Source organism: Alteromonas sp. RKMC-009 (assembly GCF_003584565.2).
GTDB lineage: Bacteria > Pseudomonadota > Gammaproteobacteria > Enterobacterales > Alteromonadaceae > Alteromonas.
Window position 1 is genome coordinate 1,091,679 of record NZ_CP031010.1, and the last position, 21,911, is coordinate 1,113,589.

Here is a 21,911-nt window from a genome sequence, read left to right on the forward strand (position 1 = left end):
AAACTATGTTAAATCAATGGGCAGAAAAACAGGCACTGGCAGAAGAGAAAAAGCGGGTGTACTGGTGGCAGTCGAAGAAAGATGACCGGCCAAATATCGGCGATTATGTGGCTTACGATCTGGTAAAGCGCGTACTCGCTATGAAAGGAAAGCTCATCAAAGACAAACTGGATCCCTCAACCAAGCTGGTCAGTGTGGGCTCTGTTCTGCATTTTGCGCGGGACGGAGATACATTGTGGGGCACAGGTTATAACAAAAAAATGGGCGATAAGGTCATTCAGTTTGATAACCTCGACGTCCGAGCTGTGCGTGGCCCCCTTACCCGTGAATACCTTATGAACCGTGGCATCAGTGTGCCGGAAGTTTACGGTGACCCGGCGTTACTGCTTCCTCATTTTTATTCAAAGCACCTGATGGAAAAGGCGCACAAAAAAGACTACATCATTATCAACCACATGAACGATGATATGGCGCAGTACGAAGGCTATGAGAAGGATCTGATTACACCCATGCAGTATCCCGGCTCGTTCATTGAAGCTATTGTGAACAGTAAACGGGTTATTTCCAGTTCATTACATGGTGTCATCATTGCCGAAGCATACGGCGTGCCTGCTATCTTTTACGATTCCGGCAGCGGCGAGTCGATGTTTAAGTATGAAGATTATTATCAGGGCACAGGGCGTACTGAAATTCCTAAAGTGACCAGCCTGGCGGAAGGCATCTCTATGGATTTACCTGCGCCACCGGATTTCACCGCAATCACAGATAAGCTTTATCAGGCTTTCCCCTTCGATCTCTGGGGCGCATAAGTCGTTACCAGCACGTAATAAACGCTCAGCACGCCCCGTTGTTAATTTGAATAGCAACGGGGTTTTGGCTATGCTCCTGCAACAGGTAATGTTGTAAGGAATGCATTGTGTGCGAACTCCTTGGCATGAGTGCCAATACGCCAACCGATTTATGTTTCAGTTTTACCGGCCTGACCCGCAGGGGAGGGGAAACCGGTCCTCACAAAGATGGCTGGGGTGTCGCTTTTTATGAAGGAAAGGGCGTCCGGCTTTTCCACGATCCGGAACCCTGCGCGACTTCTCAAATCGCTGAATTCGTTTCAAAATTACCGATAAAGAGTAAAACGGCAATCTGCCATATCCGGCAGGCGAATGTGGGTAACATCAACCTTTCTAATACGCATCCGTTTACCCGTGAATTGTGGGGGCGTTGCTGGGTGTTTGCCCATAATGGCCAGATCCCCGGGTTTACCCGCAGAGCCGGCATGTACGAAGCTATCGGTGACACAGACAGTGAAGAGCTGTTCTGCGATTTAATGAATCAAATCCGTCAGACTTTGCCCCGCGATGCTATGCCTGATCAACTGGCCTCTTCGCTGGTGGCCCTGTCAAAAGAATATGCTGAGCAGGGTGTGTTTAACTGCTTGCTGAGTAACGGTGACTGGCTGTTCACTTTTTGCAGTACCAAGCTGGCCAGCATTACCCGCCGGGCACCATTCGGACCGGCCTGTCTGAAAGATGTGGAGGTGGAAGTGGATTTTGCCTCTGAAACCACGCCGGCAGACGTGGTCAGTGTTATCGCAACAGAACCGCTTACCCACGATGAAACCTGGGATATCTATGAACGGGGAGAATGGCGGTTATGGCAACTGGGTGAAGTGATTGCCAGTGGAAAAGTCGATGTGCCGGTACACAAGTCTGAAGCCGCCATGGTCAGTCCCTCAAACATGCCGAGAGATTGCGCTTAGCAAATCTCTCAGCATGGCTGTCGGTCAATCCGGCAGGATAAACCAGCTATACCTTCTTCTTTTTCTTTCCTGATTTAAATTCTTTCGCAATGGCCAGAGTCTTCTTGCGGAAAAACAGTAGCAGGCTGCCGCAATAAATCAGTGCGCCAAGGCCAACCAGAGCGGGGAGCTCAAGAAATACATTATCCAGTCCCAGTAAGTGATTGCGCTCGACATACAACACTACGCAGAACATAGCTGTACCGGTAAGGGTGAACATCCAGGTTTCTCTGAATGCGTCAGTGAGGGTAATGTTCAGTGATTTTTTCACCAGCATGAATTTCAGCACCAGGGTGACAAAGTTGGCAATAACCAGCGCGGTGATCACTGCATACAGACCCCAGGGAACAGCAGCTAACGGAAACAGGAAGTTAAACGTCAGGTTTATCAGGTTAAGTTTAAATGCCTGAGCCGGTAAGCCTCTTGCAATCAGCAAGTTAGGCAGGTAGTACGCCATCACGTTACAGGGCGTTTGCAGCGCCAGAATAGACAATAAGTATGCGCTGTCAGTCCATTTATCACCGAACACCACATCAATAAACGGATGAGCGATTGCACCGACGCCGAAGTACACCGGTGTAACAAAGATGGCGGTCATACTGACCACACGGGCGAAGGTCGCCGGTAGTTTGTCGTCTTCAACCCTTGCCAGGCCGGCCAGGGCAATTCTGTTCAGTGGCTGGAAAGTGAGGTTATTTAATACTGAAAACCCTTGTCTTGCCACAGAGGTGTAGGCGAAGGTAGCGGCCCCGAGAAAGGCAGCAATAACGATGTTTGATGTACGCTGGGAGAAGAAATTCATGAAAGACATGGCGATCAGCGGTTTCGCAAAGTGGATGATTTCAGGCAGATGGGACTTATCTTCTACCTTACCGGGACGGAAATCCGAACCGTGCCAGGTCAGGGCCGTGGAAACAAATGCCTGAACAACTTTGCCGAAAATAATCGCCCATGCGCCGAAACCGGTTAATGCCGTAGCGACAGACACTACACCACCAACCAGCACGCCCGCTGTGTCGTAGGCTGCCAGCCGTTTGTTGGCAAAGTCCCTTTCCATTTTTGCTTTATGGACCAGGCGCAAACCGTTGGCCAGCGGAATAATTGCCAGCGCCGCAATAAGTTGAGCGGCGAGTTCTGAATAGGTGTACCAGGCAACGGGCACTGCTACGGCGAACATCAAAATTGCGATGACCAGTGACACACCCATCAAAAACCAGAAGGATAAACTGGCGAAGTTGTTGTCCCATTCTTTTCGCTGAATGAGGTTTTGCGATACGCCCACGGTGACGAACAGGTTACAGAAATCGGTGACCATCAGACAAATAGCCACCAGACCGAACTCTTCAACGCCCAGAATACGCGCCATGATGGCGTAGACGACAAAATTTACCAGCTGGCCTGCGCCATTCGCGGATAAATTAAAAAACGCGCCCTTAAGGGACTTGGCTTTCAACGACATAGAGACTGACGTCCTTGTTACTGCACTTGATGTTGCTTATTTAATTGTTACTCAATAATTCCGTAGATTGCTTGTGTGCCGTCTTCATTGAGTCTGGTGAAGTTGTTTATACGGTATTTGTCAGAATTTGGGAGCAATACGGTTTTGCCTTTTATAAATAAAGCTTCTGCGATTTGCTGATTCAGTTTAGCCTCATCAAATTCATAGGGCACGGTAATATTCGCCTGAATTTTCGGCTTGCCCGCAGAAAGGTTATAGAAGTAATTGTTGATATATTCTGATCCCGGATAGCCCTGCGGATCGAAAACGGCAAAGCCTGAACGGTTCGCGTCTTTTTGATTTATTACCACATTATTCTGTACCTGCGTCCAGAAAGTGTTGTCGTCCTTAAACCGCGAAGCGGTTAATCCGTTACGCTTTGTGGTGATCAGATTATGCAAAATAATGCTTTGTCCCAGCGGGCTGGTGAGCAGGCCACCCATCTTGATTGATGCCCACTGTTTTCCCCGTAAGTCGCCCAAATCATGGATATAATTATTGAACACAAAGCCCGGGCCAACGCGGACCGGCGTAATACTTATCCCCGAGTAAGTGTGTGAAATGTCGTTGTTGTAAACCAGTACATTCTGCTGGCCGCCGTCCACTTCAATGGCATCATCGTTGGAATATGCCAGTACATTGTTATAAATCGCCGAGTCACGGACAAAACCGCCAAGAGGCTCTGCATTCTTGCGCCCTTCAATCACATCATTTAAACGGTGGTCTGCCGTACCGGTGAAGTGATTGTTACGAACAATCACCTGGCCTTTAAATTGCGGGTCAGGATGGTTTGCGTGTGCAAGAAACGCGTTGGGTCCTTTCGGGTGACCATGAGACCAGTCATTGGCAATGGCGCGGGGATCGTGCACGTGACAGTTTTCCACCGTGATCACGCCGGACTGACGAAAGTAAATGGCTGAGTCATAGTTAATCGGGCCGGCATCTTCCATTTCATAGGCAATGCCTTTTTTCATGACGTTCGGCGCCCGGCCCCAGCCGGAAATATCACACTGGTTTATCCAGATATCATGGCCTTTTTCACCATAAATAGCGTGCACTCTCGCGCCTTCTATAGTGATGTTCTCAAAGTAGATATAGCTGTTGTCGCCGGTAAAGATGGCGTATTTATCTGAATCGTCAGGGGTAATAACTGTGCCGGCGTCCCCAACAATTTTGGCGTACCCGTCTTTGCTGCCTTCAATGCCCAGCGCTTCAAGATCCAGCATGCCGCCTTTATAAATGTCGGAGAGTTTATATACCTTATCCGGGTCAATCACAGGTTTATCCGCGCGGGTGGTAAACCGGCTTTCAATTTCCCTGACAGGCTGCTGAGGAGCATGCAGAACTACCTTCACATCGTACGCTGTACCGGCCTCAAGATACACAACCGGCCCGGTCAGGATCCCGTTGACCGGCTCGAAACTTAAATCCCTTGCCTGCTGCCATTGTTCAGCACCTGAGCGGCGATAAAGTAATTCTGCGCGGGTGTCAGCGGTGACATCAAATACCGATATACTGGCTGACTCAATGAGTGGCTGGATAAACAGACCTTTATCATCCGGTGCCGGCATAGTCGGTTCAGTGAGGACCCCCGCATTTTCTGCCCACTTGTTCAGCAGTGTATCCCGTATCCCCAGGTGTTGTTGCAGATAATGGTATAAGTCAGCCTGATTAAGGGGAAACAGGATAAATGCCGATTTGACCACATGGCCCATCGCGGTTTCAGAACCTGCTCTTTTGGCTAACTGCAGGGTCGCTTTTTCCAGTGACTCGCCGCGACTCATCATCATTAAGATCTCACCGGACTCTTCGTTGTAGTCCTGCTTGAGCAGATTCAGCATCCGTCCGTAGCGCTTCGAAGCCGCTAAATCTTCCACTAATGCCTCTGCACTTTGTAAATCTGACACGCCCTGCGCAGCGATTTTCTCCAGCGCCACGCTGCCCGGTTGAGCCGGTGCTACGCTCGCGGCTTGTGCGAAGTGTACAGTCAGGCAGGACAATCCTAACGCAAGTACTTTAACGAAGTGCGAAGGGCGTGACGTGCGAAGATTTCGCGGAAGAGAAAGAGAGGCATAGACTGATTGCGGCGATAGTCGCATTAAGATACTCCGTGACGGGAAAATGAGAAGAAACTAATTACTCATTACTGTCAGAAGCAAAACAAAGGCCACAATGGGGATTTAACGGTGAAGCCTTGCGGCTTTGCGGTTTTAACCGGTTCAGGACTGGTCAGAACCGCAAAGAGGTAAGAGGAAACCTGCGGAGTGTCTTGTTTTGAATACACTTCGCAGGCAACAGGTTATCTTATTAATGCACCGATAACCCAAGGCTGGCAGCCCACTGTAATTCTGCACGGCTTAAACGGTTTGCTGAGCCTGATGATAAGTCGTGCAACATAGGGTAAGCACTGGATGACGGGATGCGGCGATGGTGGAGCAGGGCAAAAATCAACAACATACAACGGTTTCTGGCATCGTTGCAGTGAAAATAAAGCTGTTTGCCCTCAGTGGTAAGCTTACCCAGTTCCTGAATATACTGCCTCAGTAATTCAAGTCCGGTCTCTGTACTGTCGAGGGTTTCGGTGAACGGAAACCAGCGCCAGTGCATACCCGCATCTTTAACCAGCCGTTCCACCTGTTCAGCATGCTCTGATGAGGTCTGCAGCGTGATAACGTGGGTGATACCCTGTTGTTTAAGTGTCTGAATGCTTTGCGCATCCGGCACCGCACCCAGTGTGATGGATGCCGTTCCGGTGATCAGACGGTGAGAAGCCGGTTTGTCGGTTGTGTTCATGCTTGAGCTTTTACACCACAAAATAATAAATTGAAAAGAAATGGCAACTACAGCCACCCAGCACAAACAGATGCCAGATAGCGTGAGTGTAACGCTTTGACTTGGCAACGTAAAATAACACTCCGATACTGAAGCATAGTCCTCCGGCAACAATCAGCCACAGTCCGGCTCCCGGCAGCGCCATATAAAGCGGATAAATCAGGCCTAGGGCTATCCAGCCCATCAGCAAATAAGTTGCCACAGATACTTTCGGGAAACGGTGCCGGGCAATGAGTTTAAAGGCAACACCGCCTGTAGCTAACATCCACACAATTGCGGTCATTGTAATACCCAGCCATCCGCCGATACCGACCAGAAGCAGGGGAGTATAAGTCCCGGCAATGAGCAAATATATTGCGCTGTGATCAAAAAGCTTCAGCATCCCCTTTACTTTGGTGTGGGAGATACTGTGATAAAGGGTAGAACTGAGAAACATCAGGATCAGCGTGGCGCCATAAACGGCGGCTGCGGCGATGGCTACCGGTTGCTCAGCACGAAGCAGTAAAAACACCAGCCCTACAATGGCCGCAACAAACCCCGCACCATGGCTGATGCTGTTTAACCATTCTTCCAGCACAGAGTAGGCTTTTGCCGCAACAGGCCGCTTTTCTGATTGTGTCATGTGATGCTCCCACAGATCTTACCAGTCAATAAAAACCAGTGTATAGTTTCAGCGTACACTTGTACACTCAAAATGCTGCAGAAGTATGACGCTCTCCGGGGATTACGTGTGAGTTTTAGGTCCATTGAACTTATGTTCAAAGTTATGGACTTGATTTAAATTATTGTATCTTATGGTTTTTTATCCAAGGGGAATGTTTCTTCTGTTTTAGTCCAGCCCTGTCTAAACGCACAAATAAAGCATGATCAGTAGGAAATAATGCAATGGACACCGAACCGTTCCCGGCTAGTTAAGTAAATACCATATTTAATTTTGGAGTATGGGCTACACTTACCTTTTGGACGATTCTTTTTCGTCGATATTATATACGTAGATTAATGACTTATATTGATTTGAAAAGAGTTGTTTGAATTCCGAATTCAATAGGCTGACTTCGACCATACTGCAAACAACCATTTAACTTTGAAGCATTGAGAGTTGATTCTGAACATTACTTTTTCTTACCACCATAAGTACGAGGATCGAAGTCTGGTTTTGCCCGTTTCAGGAAACTACCAGCAGGACCAGCGTTAACCTAGCCGTCTTCATTTTGACAGAGTTCCCATGCTTTAAGAAATGCCGGAATAAGCTCTTCAGCACCGTTAGAAGAGCTGACAGGCGAGGGGCCTGCTACTACTTTTTCGGGTTTGGCATCCTGACCTGTATCCAGCTTTTCAGTAAAGACGAAATCATCGCAAGCATTCCGAAACGAAACTGGCGTTTTCTTCTCTCCCACACCAAATACGAATTTCTCTGATTCCCTCAATCTGGATGCGAGTTTAGTAAAATCGCTGTCACTACTGACCAGTTCAAAAGCGTCTATCCGGTCAGAATAGAGTAGATCCATAGCATCAATAATCATTGATGCGTCGGTAGCAGTCTTCCCAGTGGTATAGGCAAATTGTTGAATTGACGGAACGTAACTATTAGATAAATGGAGTTTGTTGATTTTTTACTTGAAAAGTAAAGTAAGTTGTATAAGGATAGTTCGAAGGTTGAAAATTCAATCAAATTATCAGGTTTTTGTACTCTGGCTAAGTTGATCAAAAACAAGGCATTTGAGCGAAGCAGTTTTGATACCTGTGAAAAGAAGGGGCAAAAGTCCCTCAGTAGAAAAAACAACAGGATCCAGCGAGGAACAACAAGATGAGTGAATTTAAGCATTCCAGATTGGCGTGTGCGGTAATTAGTATTTTTTCTGTCAGTTTTGCGAGTTCAGCTTATGCTGAAGATGGTGATCAGGGAATCGAGAAAATAGAAGTCACAGCGACAAAACGAACAACAGGCCTTCAAGATACAGCAATAGCAATGAGTGCCTTTACAGGTGAAACTTTAAAAGAGAACGGCGTTAGCGAAGTTACTGACATTGCGACCCTTGCTCCCGGAGTATCAATTACGCAAAATTCTGCGAATGTCATAGTCAGTATTCGGGGTGTGAACAGTCAGGACACCAACGAAACTGGTAACCCTGCAGTTGCAATAGCACAGGATAGCTTTTATATCGAAAGAGCAAATTCTTTTTCAAATGCTCTATATGACATGCAGCGAGTAGAGGTTTTACGAGGCCCTCAAGGCACTCTTTACGGTAAAAATGCGACGGGCGGAGTAATTAATTTTATTACAAATAAGCCTACATCAGAACAAGAAGGCAGCGTTTCCGTTGGAATAGGCAACTATAATCTCATAACTGCTGAAGGTATGTTAAACGTACCAGTGACCGATGAAGTCAATATGCGTGCTGCTTTTTTTAGTAAATCTCATGACGGATACAGAGAAAATGAAGCTCCTGCGACTCCTGGCGATGATGCTGACATGAAAAGCGGACGCGTGCACTTAAGTTATGCTCCAAGCGATGATCTTAGTATTTTACTCAGCGGTCAGTGGACCGATCTTGGTGGGGTTGGAGCGACCGTACAAGGGGTTGCAATTGACGAATGGAATAATGATGAAGTACCTTCTTTTGAGAAAGAAGGTATAGAACATAGCTTGCCGAGTCAGAAATTAGATCACTTCTACGAAACCTACCAGGTTCAGGTTGATTATTCTCTTGACTTCATGGATATCACACTACTTAGTGGATTGCGAAATTCTGACTACAGTCAAAGACGAGATTTAGACGGGACTGCCCGTGCTGACCGGTATATGAACGTAAATGAAGATGTTCAGGATGTTTCACACGAATTAAGATTCTCTTCAAATACAGATAATGCGTTTAGCTGGCAGTTTGGTGGCAACTACTTTAACGAGACAAATTCACTGTATTCAGTGTTCGAAAGTTGGGCTGTAGCGAATTCGCCAGATGGAATGATGACTTTTGATTTTGATGTTGAAACAACGTCCAAAGCAGCGTTCATTCATACAGGTTACAAGTTAACAGAAACGCTGGAGCTCGAAGCGGGCCTGCGCCGTTCAAAGGATGAAGTATCGCGGAAAGGGCAGCAAGATGTATTCGGTACTGCGAGTGTTTATGATAACAATGCAGATAGTGCTAAAACTACGCACCACCTTGGCCTTAACTGGAAAATGAATGAAGACACCTTACTTTATGTAAAGTCGACAAGTGGATATAAGGCCGGAGGCTTCAATAATTCTACGGATGTTGGAAGTGATGCGTATTCTCCGGAAACGTTGGATGCTATTGAAGTCGGATTGAAATCGCAGTTTTTTGATAATTCACTTCGGATAAATTCATCTGCCTTTACATACAAATATAAAGATCAACAAGTTAAAGTTACTGGCGCCAGTGGTCTATCAGCTATTGAAAATGCCGGGGAATCTAAAATCAACGGTTTAGAAGTAGAGTTTGTATGGCAAGTGACTAGTTATGACCGGGTTGATGGTTCCGTGGTGCTTCTGGACGGAGAATATGAAGATTTATGTCTCGCTTATAGCTCAGATGGAGTATGTGCGACTGATTATGCTGGTAATGAGACAGCTATGACGCCAGATTCTCAGTTTAACTTGAGTTACGAACATGAGTTTTTGTTGGACGACGCTTCGCTTGTAGCTAAAGTGCAAACTCATTACGAGTCTGAGTCCTTCTTAGGTATCGAGAACTTCGGCTTCCAGTCGAGAGATGCTTACACAAAAACAGATCTCATTCTTACTTATTACAAAGATGATTGGAATGTCAGGGCGTATATTCGCAATATCGAGGATGACGTGGTTATCACCAGCGCAAATAAAAGTAGTTTATTCGGTACCTACAATTATGGTCTGATGGCTCCCAGAACATTTGGCGCAAGCATTTCTTACATTTTCTAAATCAAAATGGCAAGAAGCTGGATTACAGCTTCTTGCTTCTAGCCTTCGATGTTAGTAAATAGTTTCGCAAGAGAAGTATTTAATTGTTTTATATCTTCTTCGTTGAAGCCCTCAAAGGCTTCATTGAATATTTTGGTTGTTGACTTTAATACGGATTGAAGTGTTTCATCACCCTCAGTGGTGATTTTGACTATAGAAACTCTGGCATCGTCAAGGCTCGGCTTGACCTCCACGAGCCCTTTTTCTTTGAGTTTATAAACAACTTTAGTAATAGTCGGTAACCTGGCTACAGCATGAGTGGCTATGTCGCTCATACTAATCGCACCGTTTTCCCGCAAGATCATACACACTCGCCATGATGTGATGTTCATACCTACCTTTTTTAAAGCAAACTCCATACGGTGTTCATACCGGTTCCCGACTCTGGAAATCCAGTAAAACGGGAATTGACGGAATTCGAAATCTTTATCAAAAGGCTTAAAGTGTGAATCTGACATAGTTTGTCCTGTTTATTTTGTTTGTAAATTTACTAAAAGCCGCCTGCCTTTACTATTTTTATTTAAATTTTCACATAACTATTACAGTTAACGGGCATGAACAAAATATAATTTGAAAAATTACTTGAAAAGTAAAGTAAATGTGTGGAATATATAGTCACGCAACAGGCGCATAGTTCTACAAACAATAAAAATCTTGTTACATTTAATTTGTTGAATATTCAACTTCTTTTTCAAGTAAGGCGGCTATTTTGTTCACTCATAGTTTTATCAGTGGCACCGGAGATATCAAAGTTGTCATTAAAGATAATTTTGATATCAAAGGGTTAGTAACGACATGTGGAAGCAAGGCATTGTCGGATATGAACGCTGCGAAGAAAAATTCAGAAGTAGTTGAGAGAATAGTGGCGAGCAATCAATGTAGCCTCGTTGGCAGAGTCACGATGCATGAGTTGGCTTTCGGTATGACCGGAATTAATCAGTGGGCAGGAACACCAGTAAATGTTCGATATCCGAATTTGATGCCCGGAGGTTCTTCTAGTGGTTCAGCGGTTGCTGTTGCTTCGGGGATTGCAGATTTTGCATTGGGCACTGATACAGGAGGATCGATCAGGTTACCCGCTGCCTGTTGCGGTGTTTATGGGTTCAAGCCGACTTTCGGAAGAGTGTCCAGAAAAGGTGTTCTGCCGGAAAACAGCTCTTTAGACTGCGTTGGCGTGCTTTCATCACAAGTTACATGCCTTACTAAAGGTCTTTCCATCATTGACCCGACGTTCGACTGGAGCATTCCTGACTTTGAACTTAAGCAACTGAGATTTGCTTTTCCGGTAATTCAACTTCATCCACTTATAAATTCTAAATTCACAGAACTTCTGAGTCAGTTATTTGATGAATCAAAAGCTGTGGAAATAAAATCTCTGTCAGATGCAAATGAAGCGGCCCGCATACTCATGGGGAGCGAAATGTTTACTGAATTCAAACACCTCTTACCCTACAAAAAACTTGGTGCTGATGTTCAGAAACGGCTGGAAGAGGTAAAACCTCTGACTAATAAGAAGCTACATGAAATTGAGAGTATTAAAAACAATATAAACAATGAATTGAACAAAGTTTTCTTATCTTCTGATCTTTTAATCACCCCAACATTGCCATCTTCCCCATTAACTTTAAGCGAGGTGAAAGACGGTAAAGATGTATTGAGTCTTAGCGCATTAGTCCGGCCTTTCAATTTATCAGGCAATCCCTCTATAGCTATTCCTGCCGGAACATTGGAAGGAGCACCTTTCTCTCTACAAATAATTGGACCTCACGGTTCGGACGAACTTGTATGCAGCGCTGCTTATTTAATCAAAAGAAAATTAGTCAAACTCGGAGAATTTTGAAACATGTGGGAAATCGATAGAAGTCTTTGGGGTTCCGAAGACGAATTGGACCAGATACTGACCGAAATAAGAAGCAGAGCGAACGAGTTTGAAGAGCAGCGCTTTATCTCTCAGGACATCATAGACGGTTTGAAAAAAATAGGTGTCTATCGGGCATTTGTTCCAAAAAAATTCGGTGGTCTCGAAGTTTCACCTATCGACTTTTTACTACTGATTGAAGAAATTGCAAAGTCAGATGGCTCAACTGGCTGGGTAGCCAGCTTTGGAATGAACCCCGCTTATCTGGCGGCGCTGCCAGAGCACACAGCTCAACAGATATGGAAGGATAGTCCCGATATAGTGTTTGCCGGAGGTATCTTCCCCGCAACTCCGTCAAGTGAAGAAAATGGACTCTACACAGTTAACGGCAGATGGAAATTTGCCAGTGGCTGTATGAGTGCAGATTATCTGGGCGTCGGAATCAAACCTTCTAATGATGAAAAACTGCCCAGAATGGCCGTGTTACGGCCTGGACAGGTCAAAATAGAGAAAACCTGGGATGTGCATGGGATGGCCGGTACAGGGAGTTTTGATCTGGTTGTCGAGAATCAGCACGTCGCTCACGACTGGACCTTCGTCCGTGGTGGTATGCCGACTATCAAATCTCCATTTTTTACATATCCGTCCCTCGCACTCGCTGCTCAGGTTTTGTCAGTAAATCAGTTAGGGCTTGCGCGCGAAGCGTTGAATATCATCCGTAAAGTTGGAAGCCGGAACAAAACTGTCACCGGTGCACCCAGTATCGGCGATCGCGAGTATGCACAAATTGATATAGCAAAAGCAGAAGCAAAAGTACTTGCAGCACGTGCATTCTTTTACAACGCCACACACGAACTATGGACACACATACTGAAGACCGGGGAGTCAGATGACAATCTGACAAACGCTGTTCGTTTGGCAACTACAAATGTTGCGAGAGAGTGTGCATCCGCAATTCAGACAGTATATCGAATACTGGGAATGGCCGGTATCTACCGGGATCAGACGATGTCGAGAATTTTCAGAGATTCTCAAGTCATCACTCAGCATGCATTCATGGGTGAGTTCACCTATCAGAATGCTGGCCGAATGTTCTTCGGTTCCAATCCTTTTCCTGGTTACCTTTAAAACGGAGTAGCAAATTATGAAGTCAGATTCACTTAGAGTTTTGTTTTGTATAGGTATTAACCAAAATTTTATGGATGGTACCGAACAGGAGATGAAAGATGTTTGGGGTGCATTCAGCACTATGATGAGTTCCATAGCATCACTTCCTGACGTAAATGTTCTCGGTATTCTGGATGATGACCAATCCCAGGTTGGCGCTTCAGCAGATGCGCCCTGGACATGTTACATCATGGCAGATGTCCCTGATTATCAAACAGTCGTAGAAGCCTGCAATTTCTTCCGCACTACGCCAGTGGGAGACGGAAAATTCAAATTGTGGAAATACGCAAAAGTTGAAGCCCGAATTGGCAGAAAACTGGTGGTTCCAGAATGATGCAGGTTGAAAAGGAGCTGATATCAAGGCTGACGCTTCTGGAAGAAGAAAAAGCTGTGTCGGAGTGTATGAAGCGATATATGAAGCTCTGTGACGATCTTAATTCGGAAAAAGTCCTGAATGAGCTACTGAGCCTGTTTGCTGATAATGCAGTCTGGGAAGGAGTTGGCTCTCGCTATAGTAATTCTTTTGGAAGCATTAATGGACAGGATGCCATCAGGTCGATGTTTTCAAAGTACTGTAAAGCGCCACCTCACTTTTCTATGAATCTCCACTTTTTGGGAAACGAAACTATTCATATAAGCGACCTCGATGCCAGGGGCGAGTGGACATTACTGCAACCCTGTTCAATGAGTAGCGGGGAATCCAGGCTCAGCTGTGCGCAAATTACTGCAGAATTTAGGAAAATTGACCACCAATGGAAAATTACACTTTTCCAGACGAGAAGTATTTTTAACAGGCTTATGAACAGTCAGTGGGATGACCAGACAAGTCAACCTGTACCACAAAGGTAGGTATGCCATGACAGATATAATATTTACAGATAAAAAAATTTCAGAATCAAATTGGAAAGATGAACTCGTTCAGGAAGACCGGGTACATAAATCTCTTTATTCAGATGAAACGATATTCAATCGTGAGTTGGAAAAAGTCTTTAACCACACTTGGGTATGGGTCGCACATGAGAGTGAGATTCCTGACAAAGGATCTTATAAAACCGCAATGATTGGCAAACAGCCCGTGATTGTTGCCAGGGACCGCAAAAACAATATTCATGTATTAGAGAACCGGTGTCGTCACAGAGGCGCAACAGTTTGTGAGGGTAAAAAGGGTAAAACTAAATCCTTTAGCTGTCCTTATCATGGTTGGGGTTACGCTCTGGATGGCGAGCTCAGAGCTCTGCCTATCCCGGAAGAATACGATGGAATTTTAGAGAAAGAAAAATTTGGTCTGGTAAGTCTCCGGCATGAGACTTTCATGGGGATGATATTTGCAACACTTGACGTTGATCTTGAACCACTTGAGGACTTTCTTGCAGGTGCAAAAAAGTGGATAAAGTTATTCATGAAACAGTCTGGTGGCTACCCAATGAAGGTACTCGGAGACCACAGGTTCAGATTTCCGGGAAATTGGAAAATACAACTGGAAAACACAACTGATGCATACCACTTTCCGATAGTTCATAAATCCTTCATCTCTTCGATAGACGAGCAAACACAAGAAGTATTTGATTTCCTGGGCGGGGATGGATTTGTCGAAGACCTTGGGAACGGACATAGTGTGATGGTCATGATTCCCGAGTTAGTCGACCTGGAAAGTAATCTTGAAGAGCCAATACCAGAAAGGTTTGAAGAGCTCGCCCAAGATCTCAGAAGTGAAGGTATTGAAGAACCTGAAATCAGGAGATTAGTTCGCGCGGTGGGCGGAACCGGCTTCAACTTGAATTTATTTCCGAATATATCCTGTTCCATGGCTTTTTTCCGAAACCTTGTACCCATTTCAGCCCGGGAAACAGAAATCCATCATATTGCCATTGGTGGAGACGGCGCACCAACTCCTTTTAATCAAAAGCGTATTCGATTGCATGAGCATTTTCAGGGACCAATGGGCTTCGGTACTCCGGATGATGGTGAAGCCTGGGAGCGGGTCCAGAAAGGTTCGTTATCAGGGGTTGACGGCTGGATCATGGTCAACCGGGGTCAAAACAACCTGAGAACTTCAGAAGATGGAAATGTACAGGGAGCAGTTTGTTCTGAAACGGGAATGAGAGCTGCCTATCAACAATATAAAAAACTAATGACCATTAAAAAAGGTTGAGGAGCCCCTGATGCAAGATTTGGAACTACTTGATGAAAAAGCCAGACAATTTTTAGAGTGTGAAGCAGATTATTTAGACAATAAAGAGTACGAAGCATGGCTTTCTTTATGGGATGAAGCTGGCCTGTATATCGTGCCAGTAGATCATTCAGCAACAGATTTTGAAAACTCTGTAAATGTTGCTTACGACAACAGTGAAATGCGTTCTGAGCGAGTCAGAAGGCTGACGGGCGGGGAAGCTGTTTCTACATCTAACTCACTTCCGACTGTCAGAACTTTATCCAGGTTTCGTCTTTTAGAAAATACCGGGACTGAACTTACCGTTCGCTGTGCTTATTGTCTGTTTGAGAACAATAAGAATGGTATCAGGCAATTTCCCGCGAACGTAGAGTTTGTGCTTAAAGTTACGTCAGATGGTTACAAAATTCTGAGAAAGGTTGTCCGGGTTATGAAATCTGATGAGTATCTGACAACTGTAAGTTTTTTATTTTAGAAAGGCGTTGAAAACTATGAATAAAGTAGCGCTGGTAACAGGTGCGTCAAAAGGGTTGGGCGTTGAAATCGTCAAAGCGTTAATTGGCGACGGATACAAGGTCGTCATGACTTCGAGTTCACGCAAGGGGGTTGATCTAGTCGCAGGTGAACTTGGGCTTGAATATGATAAATATCGTACTTTGGCACTCGATGTCAGAGATAAGTCTGACTTTGAAAATGCGCTTTCGTTTTGTATTGAAGAGTTTGGAAGTTGCGAACTTCTGGTCAATAACGCTGCTATAACACCAACTACAGATGTAATGGAAATTACCCCCGAGGAATTTTCCGAGGTTGTTGATACCAATCTCAGAGGTACTTTTTTAGGCTGCCAGGTTTTTGGTAAATACCTGGCAGGAAAAAATTACGGAAGAATAGTTAATATCAGCTCGCTGGCAGGACAGATGGGGGGGACTGCATCCGGCGCTCACTATGCCGCTTCAAAAGCAGGAATAATAACCCTGACCAAAATTTTCGCTCGGAAACTAGCGCCATTGGGGGTCACTGTTAATTCTATCGCTCCGGGTCCAATTGATGTCCCTTCTATGTCTGAAAAGTTGTCAGCACAACAACTCGAAGACATTGTTAACAATGCCATTCCAGTAAAAGCACTTTCATCGGCAAAGTACATCGCGGATATGGTTGTGATGCTGGCTAGAAAGGATGCCGAAACTGTTACAGGCGCCACATGGGATATCAACGGCGGCATCTACATGCGTTAACAGGTCTTCGGAGAGCAAAGTGAAAAGTCAATTTATCAAGGCACGTATTATATCCCGGGAGACACATGGTGGCTCGGTAGCTGTTATTTCATTAACCGGAGACGGCTGCAAACTACCTGCATTTTCTGCCGGAGCACACATAGATATATTCGTAAGTGATGACATAACTCGTCAGTACTCTTTATGCGGAAGCCCGGAGATCGCTAATCTCTATAAAGTCGGCATTTTGAATGATCCGGAGTCCCGGGGCGGATCAAGTTTTATTTATGAGCATTTCGACAAAGGACGTACTGTTTTCATCAGCACTCCCAGAAATCATTTCCCTCTGGAAAATAACGTCAGTAAAGCAATCCTGATTGGCGGTGGGATTGGCATTACCCCTTTGTTGTCAATGGCATACAAATTAAAGTCTGAAGGAAAACCATTTGAAATTCACTATTGTGTGAAGACGTCAAAGACGGCGGGGTTCATTGATGAGCTGGCTCAAAATTTTGCTGATTCTACTCATATTTATGAGTCACAGTCAGCGACACCGAACAAGTTAGACGCGATGGCATTGTTTAGCCGGTTGGAAGGCAATGAAGAGATTTATATCTGCGGACCAGATAAATTTATGGAGTCAATCCGGTCCAGTGCTTCCTCAGCAGGTTTTACGGAAAAACAAATCCATACAGAGTATTTCTCTGGCGACATTGACACATCAGGTCAAGCTTTCGAAGTCGTATGTGAGCAAAGTGGAAAAACCCTTAGTGTAGCAGCTGATGAGACGATTGCAGATGCCCTGAAAGCTGCAGGCATTAAGGTTCAAATGTCATGTGCTGAAGGTGTTTGCGGGACCTGTATCACTGATGTTCTTGAAGGTGAGCCGGAGCATCGTGATCTGTTCCTTAGCGACGAAGAAAAAGCTGACAATGATCAAATTGCAGTGTGCTGTTCGAGAGCAAAGTCAAAACGATTAGTGCTTGATATATAAATGATATTTAAGGTCCGACAATGCCAATTGTAAAAGTTGAAATGATTCAGGGGAGAACACCTGAGCAAATTGAAAAACTTATCGAATCAGTAGCGAAAGCGGTTAATGAATCAATAGGTGCTCCTGAAGAAAGCATCAGGGTGATGGTAAAAGAATACCCGAACACACATTGGGGTATCGGTACAAAGCAAGCTTATAAGCTCGGAAGGTAAATGACTATGAGTATTAAACAAAATTTGCGTCGTGCATTAGGTCAGTTTCCGACCGGTGTGACAGTGATGACGGCCAGAAAAGGCAACGAATTGGTTGGTGTGACTGCCAGCAGCTTCAATACTGTGTCACTTGAGCCTCCACTTATTCTGTGGAGCATAGATAAAGCCGCGTTCAGCGCCGATATTTTTATAAACAGTGATTATTTCACGGTGAATGTACTCAACGAATCACAAACAGATATTTCAAACAAATTTGCGAGTAAAGGCGCTGATAAGTTTTCTGATGTGGATTTTGAGAATGGTTTGGGGAATGTACCTTTACTGAATCATTGTATAGCTAATTTTCAATGTGAAGTCTGGAACGTTCATGATGGCGGCGACCACTACATCATAATTGGTGAAGTTAAAAAGTATGATTACAGTGAAAATCTAAAGCCACTTGTTTTTTCGCAGGGTCAATATAGCAGTCTTGTTCCCATGGCTACACTGCAAAATTAGGAGTCCGGACTTTTGAAAATTACAGTTTTGCTTTGTTTTCTTTTTTTTATCGGGTCTTCAATTCAGTGGGCTGTCTCTGAGGAGTTAGATGATAAGCGTTTTGTAGAAACAAATACAAAAGCGATTGCGGGTGAAATCACCCGGCTTTCCGATGCCGTTTGGCGCTATGCTGAAGTGGGATTTGTGGAGCGAAAGAGTTCGTCTGAATTGGCGGCTTATCTTGAAAAAAACGATTTTAAGATCGACATGGACGTGGCAGGCATGCCAACAGCATTTGTCGCCTCATATGGTTCCGGAGGACCGGTAATCGCCTTGCTCGGTGAGTTCGATGCATTACCTCAATTATCACAAACAACTGACACTTTCAGACAATCAGCTAACGGTGTAGCAGGCCATGGGTGTGGGCATAACTTACTTGGAGCTGCTTCTGCTGGTGCCGCGGTTCTTGTAAAGAAATGGCTGGAAGAGAATGAAGTAGATGCCACGGTAAAATATTTTGGGGCACCTGCTGAAGAAGGTGGTTCAGGGAAAGTATATCTTGCCCGGGATGGCTATTTTGATGACGTCGATATTGTCCTGCACTGGCATCCAAGTGACTCTAACAATACCAACTCATTATTGAAGACGCTTGCCGTTATTTCAGCCAAGTTCAGGTTTTACGGAACATCAGCCCATGCCGCGGGGACACCTGAAGAAGGACGGTCCGCACTTGATGCAGTGGAATCAATGAACTACATGGTCAACATGATGCGTGAGCATGTACCTGACTCGACAAGAATTCACTATGTTATTACCGATGGTGGCGGTGCGCCCAATGTAGTGCCAAATTTTTCCGAAGTTTATTACTACGTGCGGAGTCCGGATGTAAACGTGCTTAAGGAAGTATTTAATCGGGTAGTCAAGGCAGCTGATGGTGCAGCTCTCGGAACCGAAACGCGTATGGATTATGAAAAGGTAGGGGGTACATATAGTCTGCTTGCTAACTTAACACTTAATTCAATATTGGATACAAACCTCAGAAAATTTGGTGGCGTCGAATACAGCGAAACAGAAATCGCATATGCCAACGAAATCCGAAAGACCGTTTCGCGCTCTAAATTGCCAGAGTTAGACTCTGCAAACTACATCCCCCCGCTGACAAATGAAATCGTACTGGCTTCGGGCTCTACCGATGTAGGTGACGTGTCATGGATTGTACCTACTGCAGGAATAAATATCGCTACATGGGTACCTGGTACGTCCTTTCACAGTTGGCAAGCTGTTGCAGCCAGCGGTATGTCCATTGGTCATAAAGGAGAGCTACTAGCAGCGAAAACGCTTGCCTTGTCGGCAATTGATTTGATCAAGGACCCTGAAAAAGTGAAGCAGGTCCGGGAAGAATGGTTGAGTCGCAGAGGTAATGAATTTCAATACGAATCACTTTTAGGTGACAGAGCTCCGGCATTGAATTACAGGGTGAAATATGACCAGCAATAACTCTAATCTCCCTCCTATCAGCCGTCGCTCATTACTCAAAGCAATAAGCGTTAGTCTGGCAGGTGTGTCCGGTCAGGTACTCGCTGACTATTCAATTGCTTTCAGTCGAATAAACCCATCGGTCACGGATTGGACGGAAGAAACCAAAACAATGGTAGCGTCTTTGTGCGAATGTATTATTCCAAAAACAGACACGCCGGGGGCAATTGAATCAGGTGTCCCCCAGTTTGTTGAATCTGTTTACGCAGACTTGTTATCCACCGAAGCGCAAAGTGAGTTTTTTGCTGCGTTGGCTGAGTTGAACAAAGCTGCGCAAGAAGAGTTTGGATTCACTTTTTCAGAATGCCCGGTGAGTGAGCAAAACAAGATTGTATCGACCTTTTCCTGCCACTCATATGAGCTATACAAGTCTCTGCAGCGCATTATCACAGTCGGCTATTTTACCTCAATGAACGGGGTTACTAAGGCACTTTCTTACAACCCTATGCCACTTAAATACGATGGAAGTGTTGAGGTTAGTGGTTTTCCAAAGCAGTGGGCGTATTAAAATGGACAAACATTATGATGCTATCGTTGTTGGATCGGGCATATCTGGTGGTTGGGCCGCGAAAGAATTGACAGAAAAAGGCCTGAACGTTCTTGTTCTCGAAAGGGGGAAGATGGTTAAACATGTCCGGGACTATAAAGGGGAGCATATGCCCCCCTGGAAAATACCCTACGGTGGGATGCCAATTGACAAACTTTATGATGAAGAATATGCAGTTCAAAGAAATTGCTATGCGTTTAATGAAACGACGAGACACTTCTGGAATAACGACAAACTTAACCCCTACGATGCAGGAGATAGCAATTTTGAATGGATTCGGGGTGACGTTGTTGGTGGTCGCTCCCTTATGTGGGGGAGGCATTCATATAGATTAAGTGACCTGGATTTCAATGCAAACAATGTTGATGGTTATGGTGTTGACTGGCCAATAAGGTATCAGGATATTGCTCCGTGGTATGACTATGTTGAAAGCTTTATCGGAGTAAGTGGTCAACCTGAAGGGTTAGAGCACTTTCCTGATGGTAACTATTTGCCGCCAATGGAATTAAACATTGCTGAGAAGCATTTTCGTAAAGTACTTACCGGCAACTATGCAGAAAGAACACTTACCATAGGCAGAATTGCCGTACTAACAAAACCACACAATGGCAGGGGACAATGTCATTATTGCGGTCCCTGTGAGAGAGGATGTTCGGTTGGAGCTTACTTTTCCAGTCAAAGCTCTACCCTACCTGCTGCTGAAAAAACCGGCCGCCTTACTTTACTCTCCGACATGGTTGTTGAAAAGCTTGAATATGACGAACAAAAAAAACGTGTTTCAGCGGTTCATGTTATCAACGCCACCACCGGTGAAAAGAAATCATTTCGCTCAAAAATAGTCTTTTTGTGTGCGTCGACTATTGCCACAGCGCAGATACTACTCAATTCCAAAAGTGACAGGTTCCCAAATGGACTCGGAAACGATTCGGGTCAGGTCGGCCGCAATTTGATGGATCACACTATGGGGGTATTTGCTACGGGATATTTCGACACGTTTCAGGATTACACTGAGTTTGGTCAAAGGCCTACAGGTATATATATTCCCAGGTTCAGAAATATCTCGAATGAAGAGAACCTGCCATTCGTGAGGGGATATGGATTTCAGGGACGTGCAAAAAGGGACGATTGGAGAGCTCAACTCGCAGAGTCTGGTGATTTTGGTGTCGATTTTAAAAAGCATCTGGAAACTCCCGGAAAGTGGAAGATGACGTTAGTCGGGCTTGGTGAGTGTCTTCCCAATGAAGACAACCGGGTTACCCTCGCAGAAAAAACAGACCGTTTCGGAATTCCTCAGGCCAAAATCAGTTTTGCTTATCAGAAAAATGAACACGAAATGATGAAAGATATTGGTCAGGAAGCTGAAGCTATGCTTCTCACCGCAGGTTGCAAGGATGTCGCTGTCGACATCCGCCCCCCTGTTCCGGGAAGAACTATACATGAGATGGGGACAGCCAGGATGGGGAATGACGCCGGGACATCTGTACTCAACGGCTGGAATCAGATGCATTCAGTTCCCAATGTCTTTATTACCGACGGTTCATGTATGTCCTCATCATCTTGTGTAAATCCGTCACTAACCTACATGGCTCTCACCGCCAGAGCCGCAGATTTTGCTGCCAAAAACATTAAAACAATATAATTACCGGA

Annotated in this window: 22 protein-coding genes; 16 read left to right on the top strand and 6 right to left on the bottom strand. The window is 45.1% G+C overall.

Going from position 1 to position 21,911, the window contains the following annotated elements:
* The first annotated feature begins 5 nt into the window (after positions 1–5).
* Together DS731_RS04795 and DS731_RS04800 are read left to right on the top strand one after the other, a co-directional pair.
* A complete protein-coding gene (locus DS731_RS04795; RefSeq protein ID WP_119500258.1) occupies positions 6–809 on the top strand; it encodes a polysaccharide pyruvyl transferase family protein in 804 nt (267 codons plus the stop codon).
* A gap of 107 nt (positions 810–916) precedes the next feature.
* Positions 917–1,756 carry a class II glutamine amidotransferase gene (locus DS731_RS04800; RefSeq protein WP_119500259.1) on the top strand — a complete coding sequence of 280 codons (840 nt, stop codon included), beginning with the start codon at positions 917–919 and terminating at the stop codon, positions 1,754–1,756.
* A 46-nt stretch (positions 1,757–1,802) separates the two neighbouring features.
* Here DS731_RS04800 and DS731_RS04805 read toward each other — a convergent pair whose 3' ends face one another.
* The 5 genes from DS731_RS04805 to DS731_RS04825 all read right to left on the bottom strand — a co-directional run bounded on the left by DS731_RS04805 (position 1,803) and on the right by DS731_RS04825 (position 7,735).
* Positions 1,803–3,254: an oligosaccharide flippase family protein gene (locus tag DS731_RS04805; RefSeq protein WP_119500260.1), complete on the bottom strand. Its 1,452-nt coding sequence runs from the start codon at positions 3,252–3,254 to the stop codon at positions 1,803–1,805.
* 47 nt (positions 3,255–3,301) lie between these two features.
* Positions 3,302–5,392, bottom strand: a complete 2,091-nt coding sequence (locus DS731_RS04810; protein WP_119500261.1) for a right-handed parallel beta-helix repeat-containing protein — start codon at positions 5,390–5,392, stop codon at positions 3,302–3,304.
* A 208-nt stretch (positions 5,393–5,600) separates the two neighbouring features.
* Complete coding sequence (locus DS731_RS04815; protein ID WP_119500262.1) at positions 5,601–6,086, bottom strand: dual specificity protein phosphatase family protein; 486 nt, start codon at positions 6,084–6,086, stop codon at positions 5,601–5,603.
* Positions 6,087–6,096: 10 nt separating this feature from the next.
* Entirely contained in the window at positions 6,097–6,747 is a 651-nt protein-coding gene (gene trhA / locus DS731_RS04820; protein ID WP_119500263.1) for a PAQR family membrane homeostasis protein TrhA, read from the bottom strand.
* Positions 6,748–7,321: 574 nt separating this feature from the next.
* A complete protein-coding gene (locus tag DS731_RS04825; RefSeq protein ID WP_332311126.1) occupies positions 7,322–7,735 on the bottom strand; it encodes an NYN domain-containing protein in 414 nt (137 codons plus the stop codon).
* 197 nt (positions 7,736–7,932) lie between these two features.
* Here DS731_RS04825 and DS731_RS04830 point away from each other — a divergent pair, with 197 nt between their 5' ends.
* The gene (locus DS731_RS04830) at positions 7,933–10,050 is read left to right on the top strand and encodes a TonB-dependent receptor (RefSeq protein WP_119500264.1); all 2,118 of its coding nucleotides are present in this window, start codon (positions 7,933–7,935) and stop codon (positions 10,048–10,050) included.
* A gap of 38 nt (positions 10,051–10,088) precedes the next feature.
* On the opposite strand, the gene DS731_RS04835 is transcribed toward DS731_RS04830, so the two are convergent.
* Positions 10,089–10,547: a MarR family winged helix-turn-helix transcriptional regulator gene (locus DS731_RS04835; protein ID WP_119500265.1), complete on the bottom strand. Its 459-nt coding sequence runs from the start codon at positions 10,545–10,547 to the stop codon at positions 10,089–10,091.
* Positions 10,548–10,798: 251 nt separating this feature from the next.
* Here DS731_RS04835 and DS731_RS04840 point away from each other — a divergent pair, with 251 nt between their 5' ends.
* Genes DS731_RS04840 through DS731_RS04900 form a run of 13 tightly spaced genes read left to right on the top strand, consistent with a single transcriptional unit; the run spans position 10,799 to position 21,903 of the window.
* Positions 10,799–11,929 carry an amidase gene (locus tag DS731_RS04840; RefSeq protein ID WP_119500266.1) on the top strand — a complete coding sequence of 377 codons (1,131 nt, stop codon included), beginning with the start codon at positions 10,799–10,801 and terminating at the stop codon, positions 11,927–11,929.
* Positions 11,930–11,932: 3 nt separating this feature from the next.
* A complete protein-coding gene (locus DS731_RS04845) occupies positions 11,933–13,075 on the top strand; it encodes an acyl-CoA dehydrogenase family protein (RefSeq protein WP_119500267.1) in 1,143 nt (380 codons plus the stop codon).
* A gap of 16 nt (positions 13,076–13,091) precedes the next feature.
* Positions 13,092–13,448: an IacB protein gene (locus DS731_RS04850; RefSeq protein WP_119500268.1), complete on the top strand. Its 357-nt coding sequence runs from the start codon at positions 13,092–13,094 to the stop codon at positions 13,446–13,448.
* Positions 13,445–13,963, top strand: a complete 519-nt coding sequence (locus DS731_RS04855) for a nuclear transport factor 2 family protein (protein ID WP_202980704.1) — start codon at positions 13,445–13,447, stop codon at positions 13,961–13,963. Before DS731_RS04850 ends, DS731_RS04855 begins: the two co-directional genes overlap by 4 nt.
* A 7-nt stretch (positions 13,964–13,970) precedes the next feature.
* Entirely contained in the window at positions 13,971–15,266 is a 1,296-nt protein-coding gene (locus DS731_RS04860) for an aromatic ring-hydroxylating oxygenase subunit alpha (RefSeq protein WP_119500269.1), read from the top strand.
* Between the two features lie 10 nt (positions 15,267–15,276).
* Positions 15,277–15,759: an aromatic-ring-hydroxylating dioxygenase subunit beta gene (locus tag DS731_RS04865; protein ID WP_119500270.1), complete on the top strand. Its 483-nt coding sequence runs from the start codon at positions 15,277–15,279 to the stop codon at positions 15,757–15,759.
* A gap of 16 nt (positions 15,760–15,775) precedes the next feature.
* Positions 15,776–16,519 (top strand): SDR family NAD(P)-dependent oxidoreductase, encoded by a 744-nt coding sequence (locus DS731_RS04870; protein WP_119500271.1) that lies wholly within the window; start codon positions 15,776–15,778, stop codon positions 16,517–16,519.
* Between the two features lie 19 nt (positions 16,520–16,538).
* Entirely contained in the window at positions 16,539–17,492 is a 954-nt protein-coding gene (locus DS731_RS04875) for a PDR/VanB family oxidoreductase (RefSeq protein ID WP_232373478.1), read from the top strand.
* A 20-nt stretch (positions 17,493–17,512) separates the two neighbouring features.
* On the top strand, positions 17,513–17,704 hold the full coding sequence (locus DS731_RS04880) for a 2-hydroxymuconate tautomerase (protein WP_119500273.1): 192 nt from the start codon (positions 17,513–17,515) through the stop codon (positions 17,702–17,704).
* A 6-nt stretch (positions 17,705–17,710) separates the two neighbouring features.
* On the top strand, positions 17,711–18,202 hold the full coding sequence (locus DS731_RS04885; protein ID WP_161599099.1) for a flavin reductase family protein: 492 nt from the start codon (positions 17,711–17,713) through the stop codon (positions 18,200–18,202).
* Between the two features lie 12 nt (positions 18,203–18,214).
* The gene (locus tag DS731_RS04890) at positions 18,215–19,678 is read left to right on the top strand and encodes an amidohydrolase (protein ID WP_202980705.1); all 1,464 of its coding nucleotides are present in this window, start codon (positions 18,215–18,217) and stop codon (positions 19,676–19,678) included.
* Positions 19,665–20,225 (top strand): gluconate 2-dehydrogenase subunit 3 family protein, encoded by a 561-nt coding sequence (locus DS731_RS04895; RefSeq protein WP_119500275.1) that lies wholly within the window; start codon positions 19,665–19,667, stop codon positions 20,223–20,225. Before DS731_RS04890 ends, DS731_RS04895 begins: the two co-directional genes overlap by 14 nt.
* Before the next feature lies 1 nt (position 20,226).
* Positions 20,227–21,903 (top strand): GMC oxidoreductase, encoded by a 1,677-nt coding sequence (locus DS731_RS04900; protein ID WP_119500276.1) that lies wholly within the window; start codon positions 20,227–20,229, stop codon positions 21,901–21,903.
* Positions 21,904–21,911 lie beyond the last annotated feature (8 nt).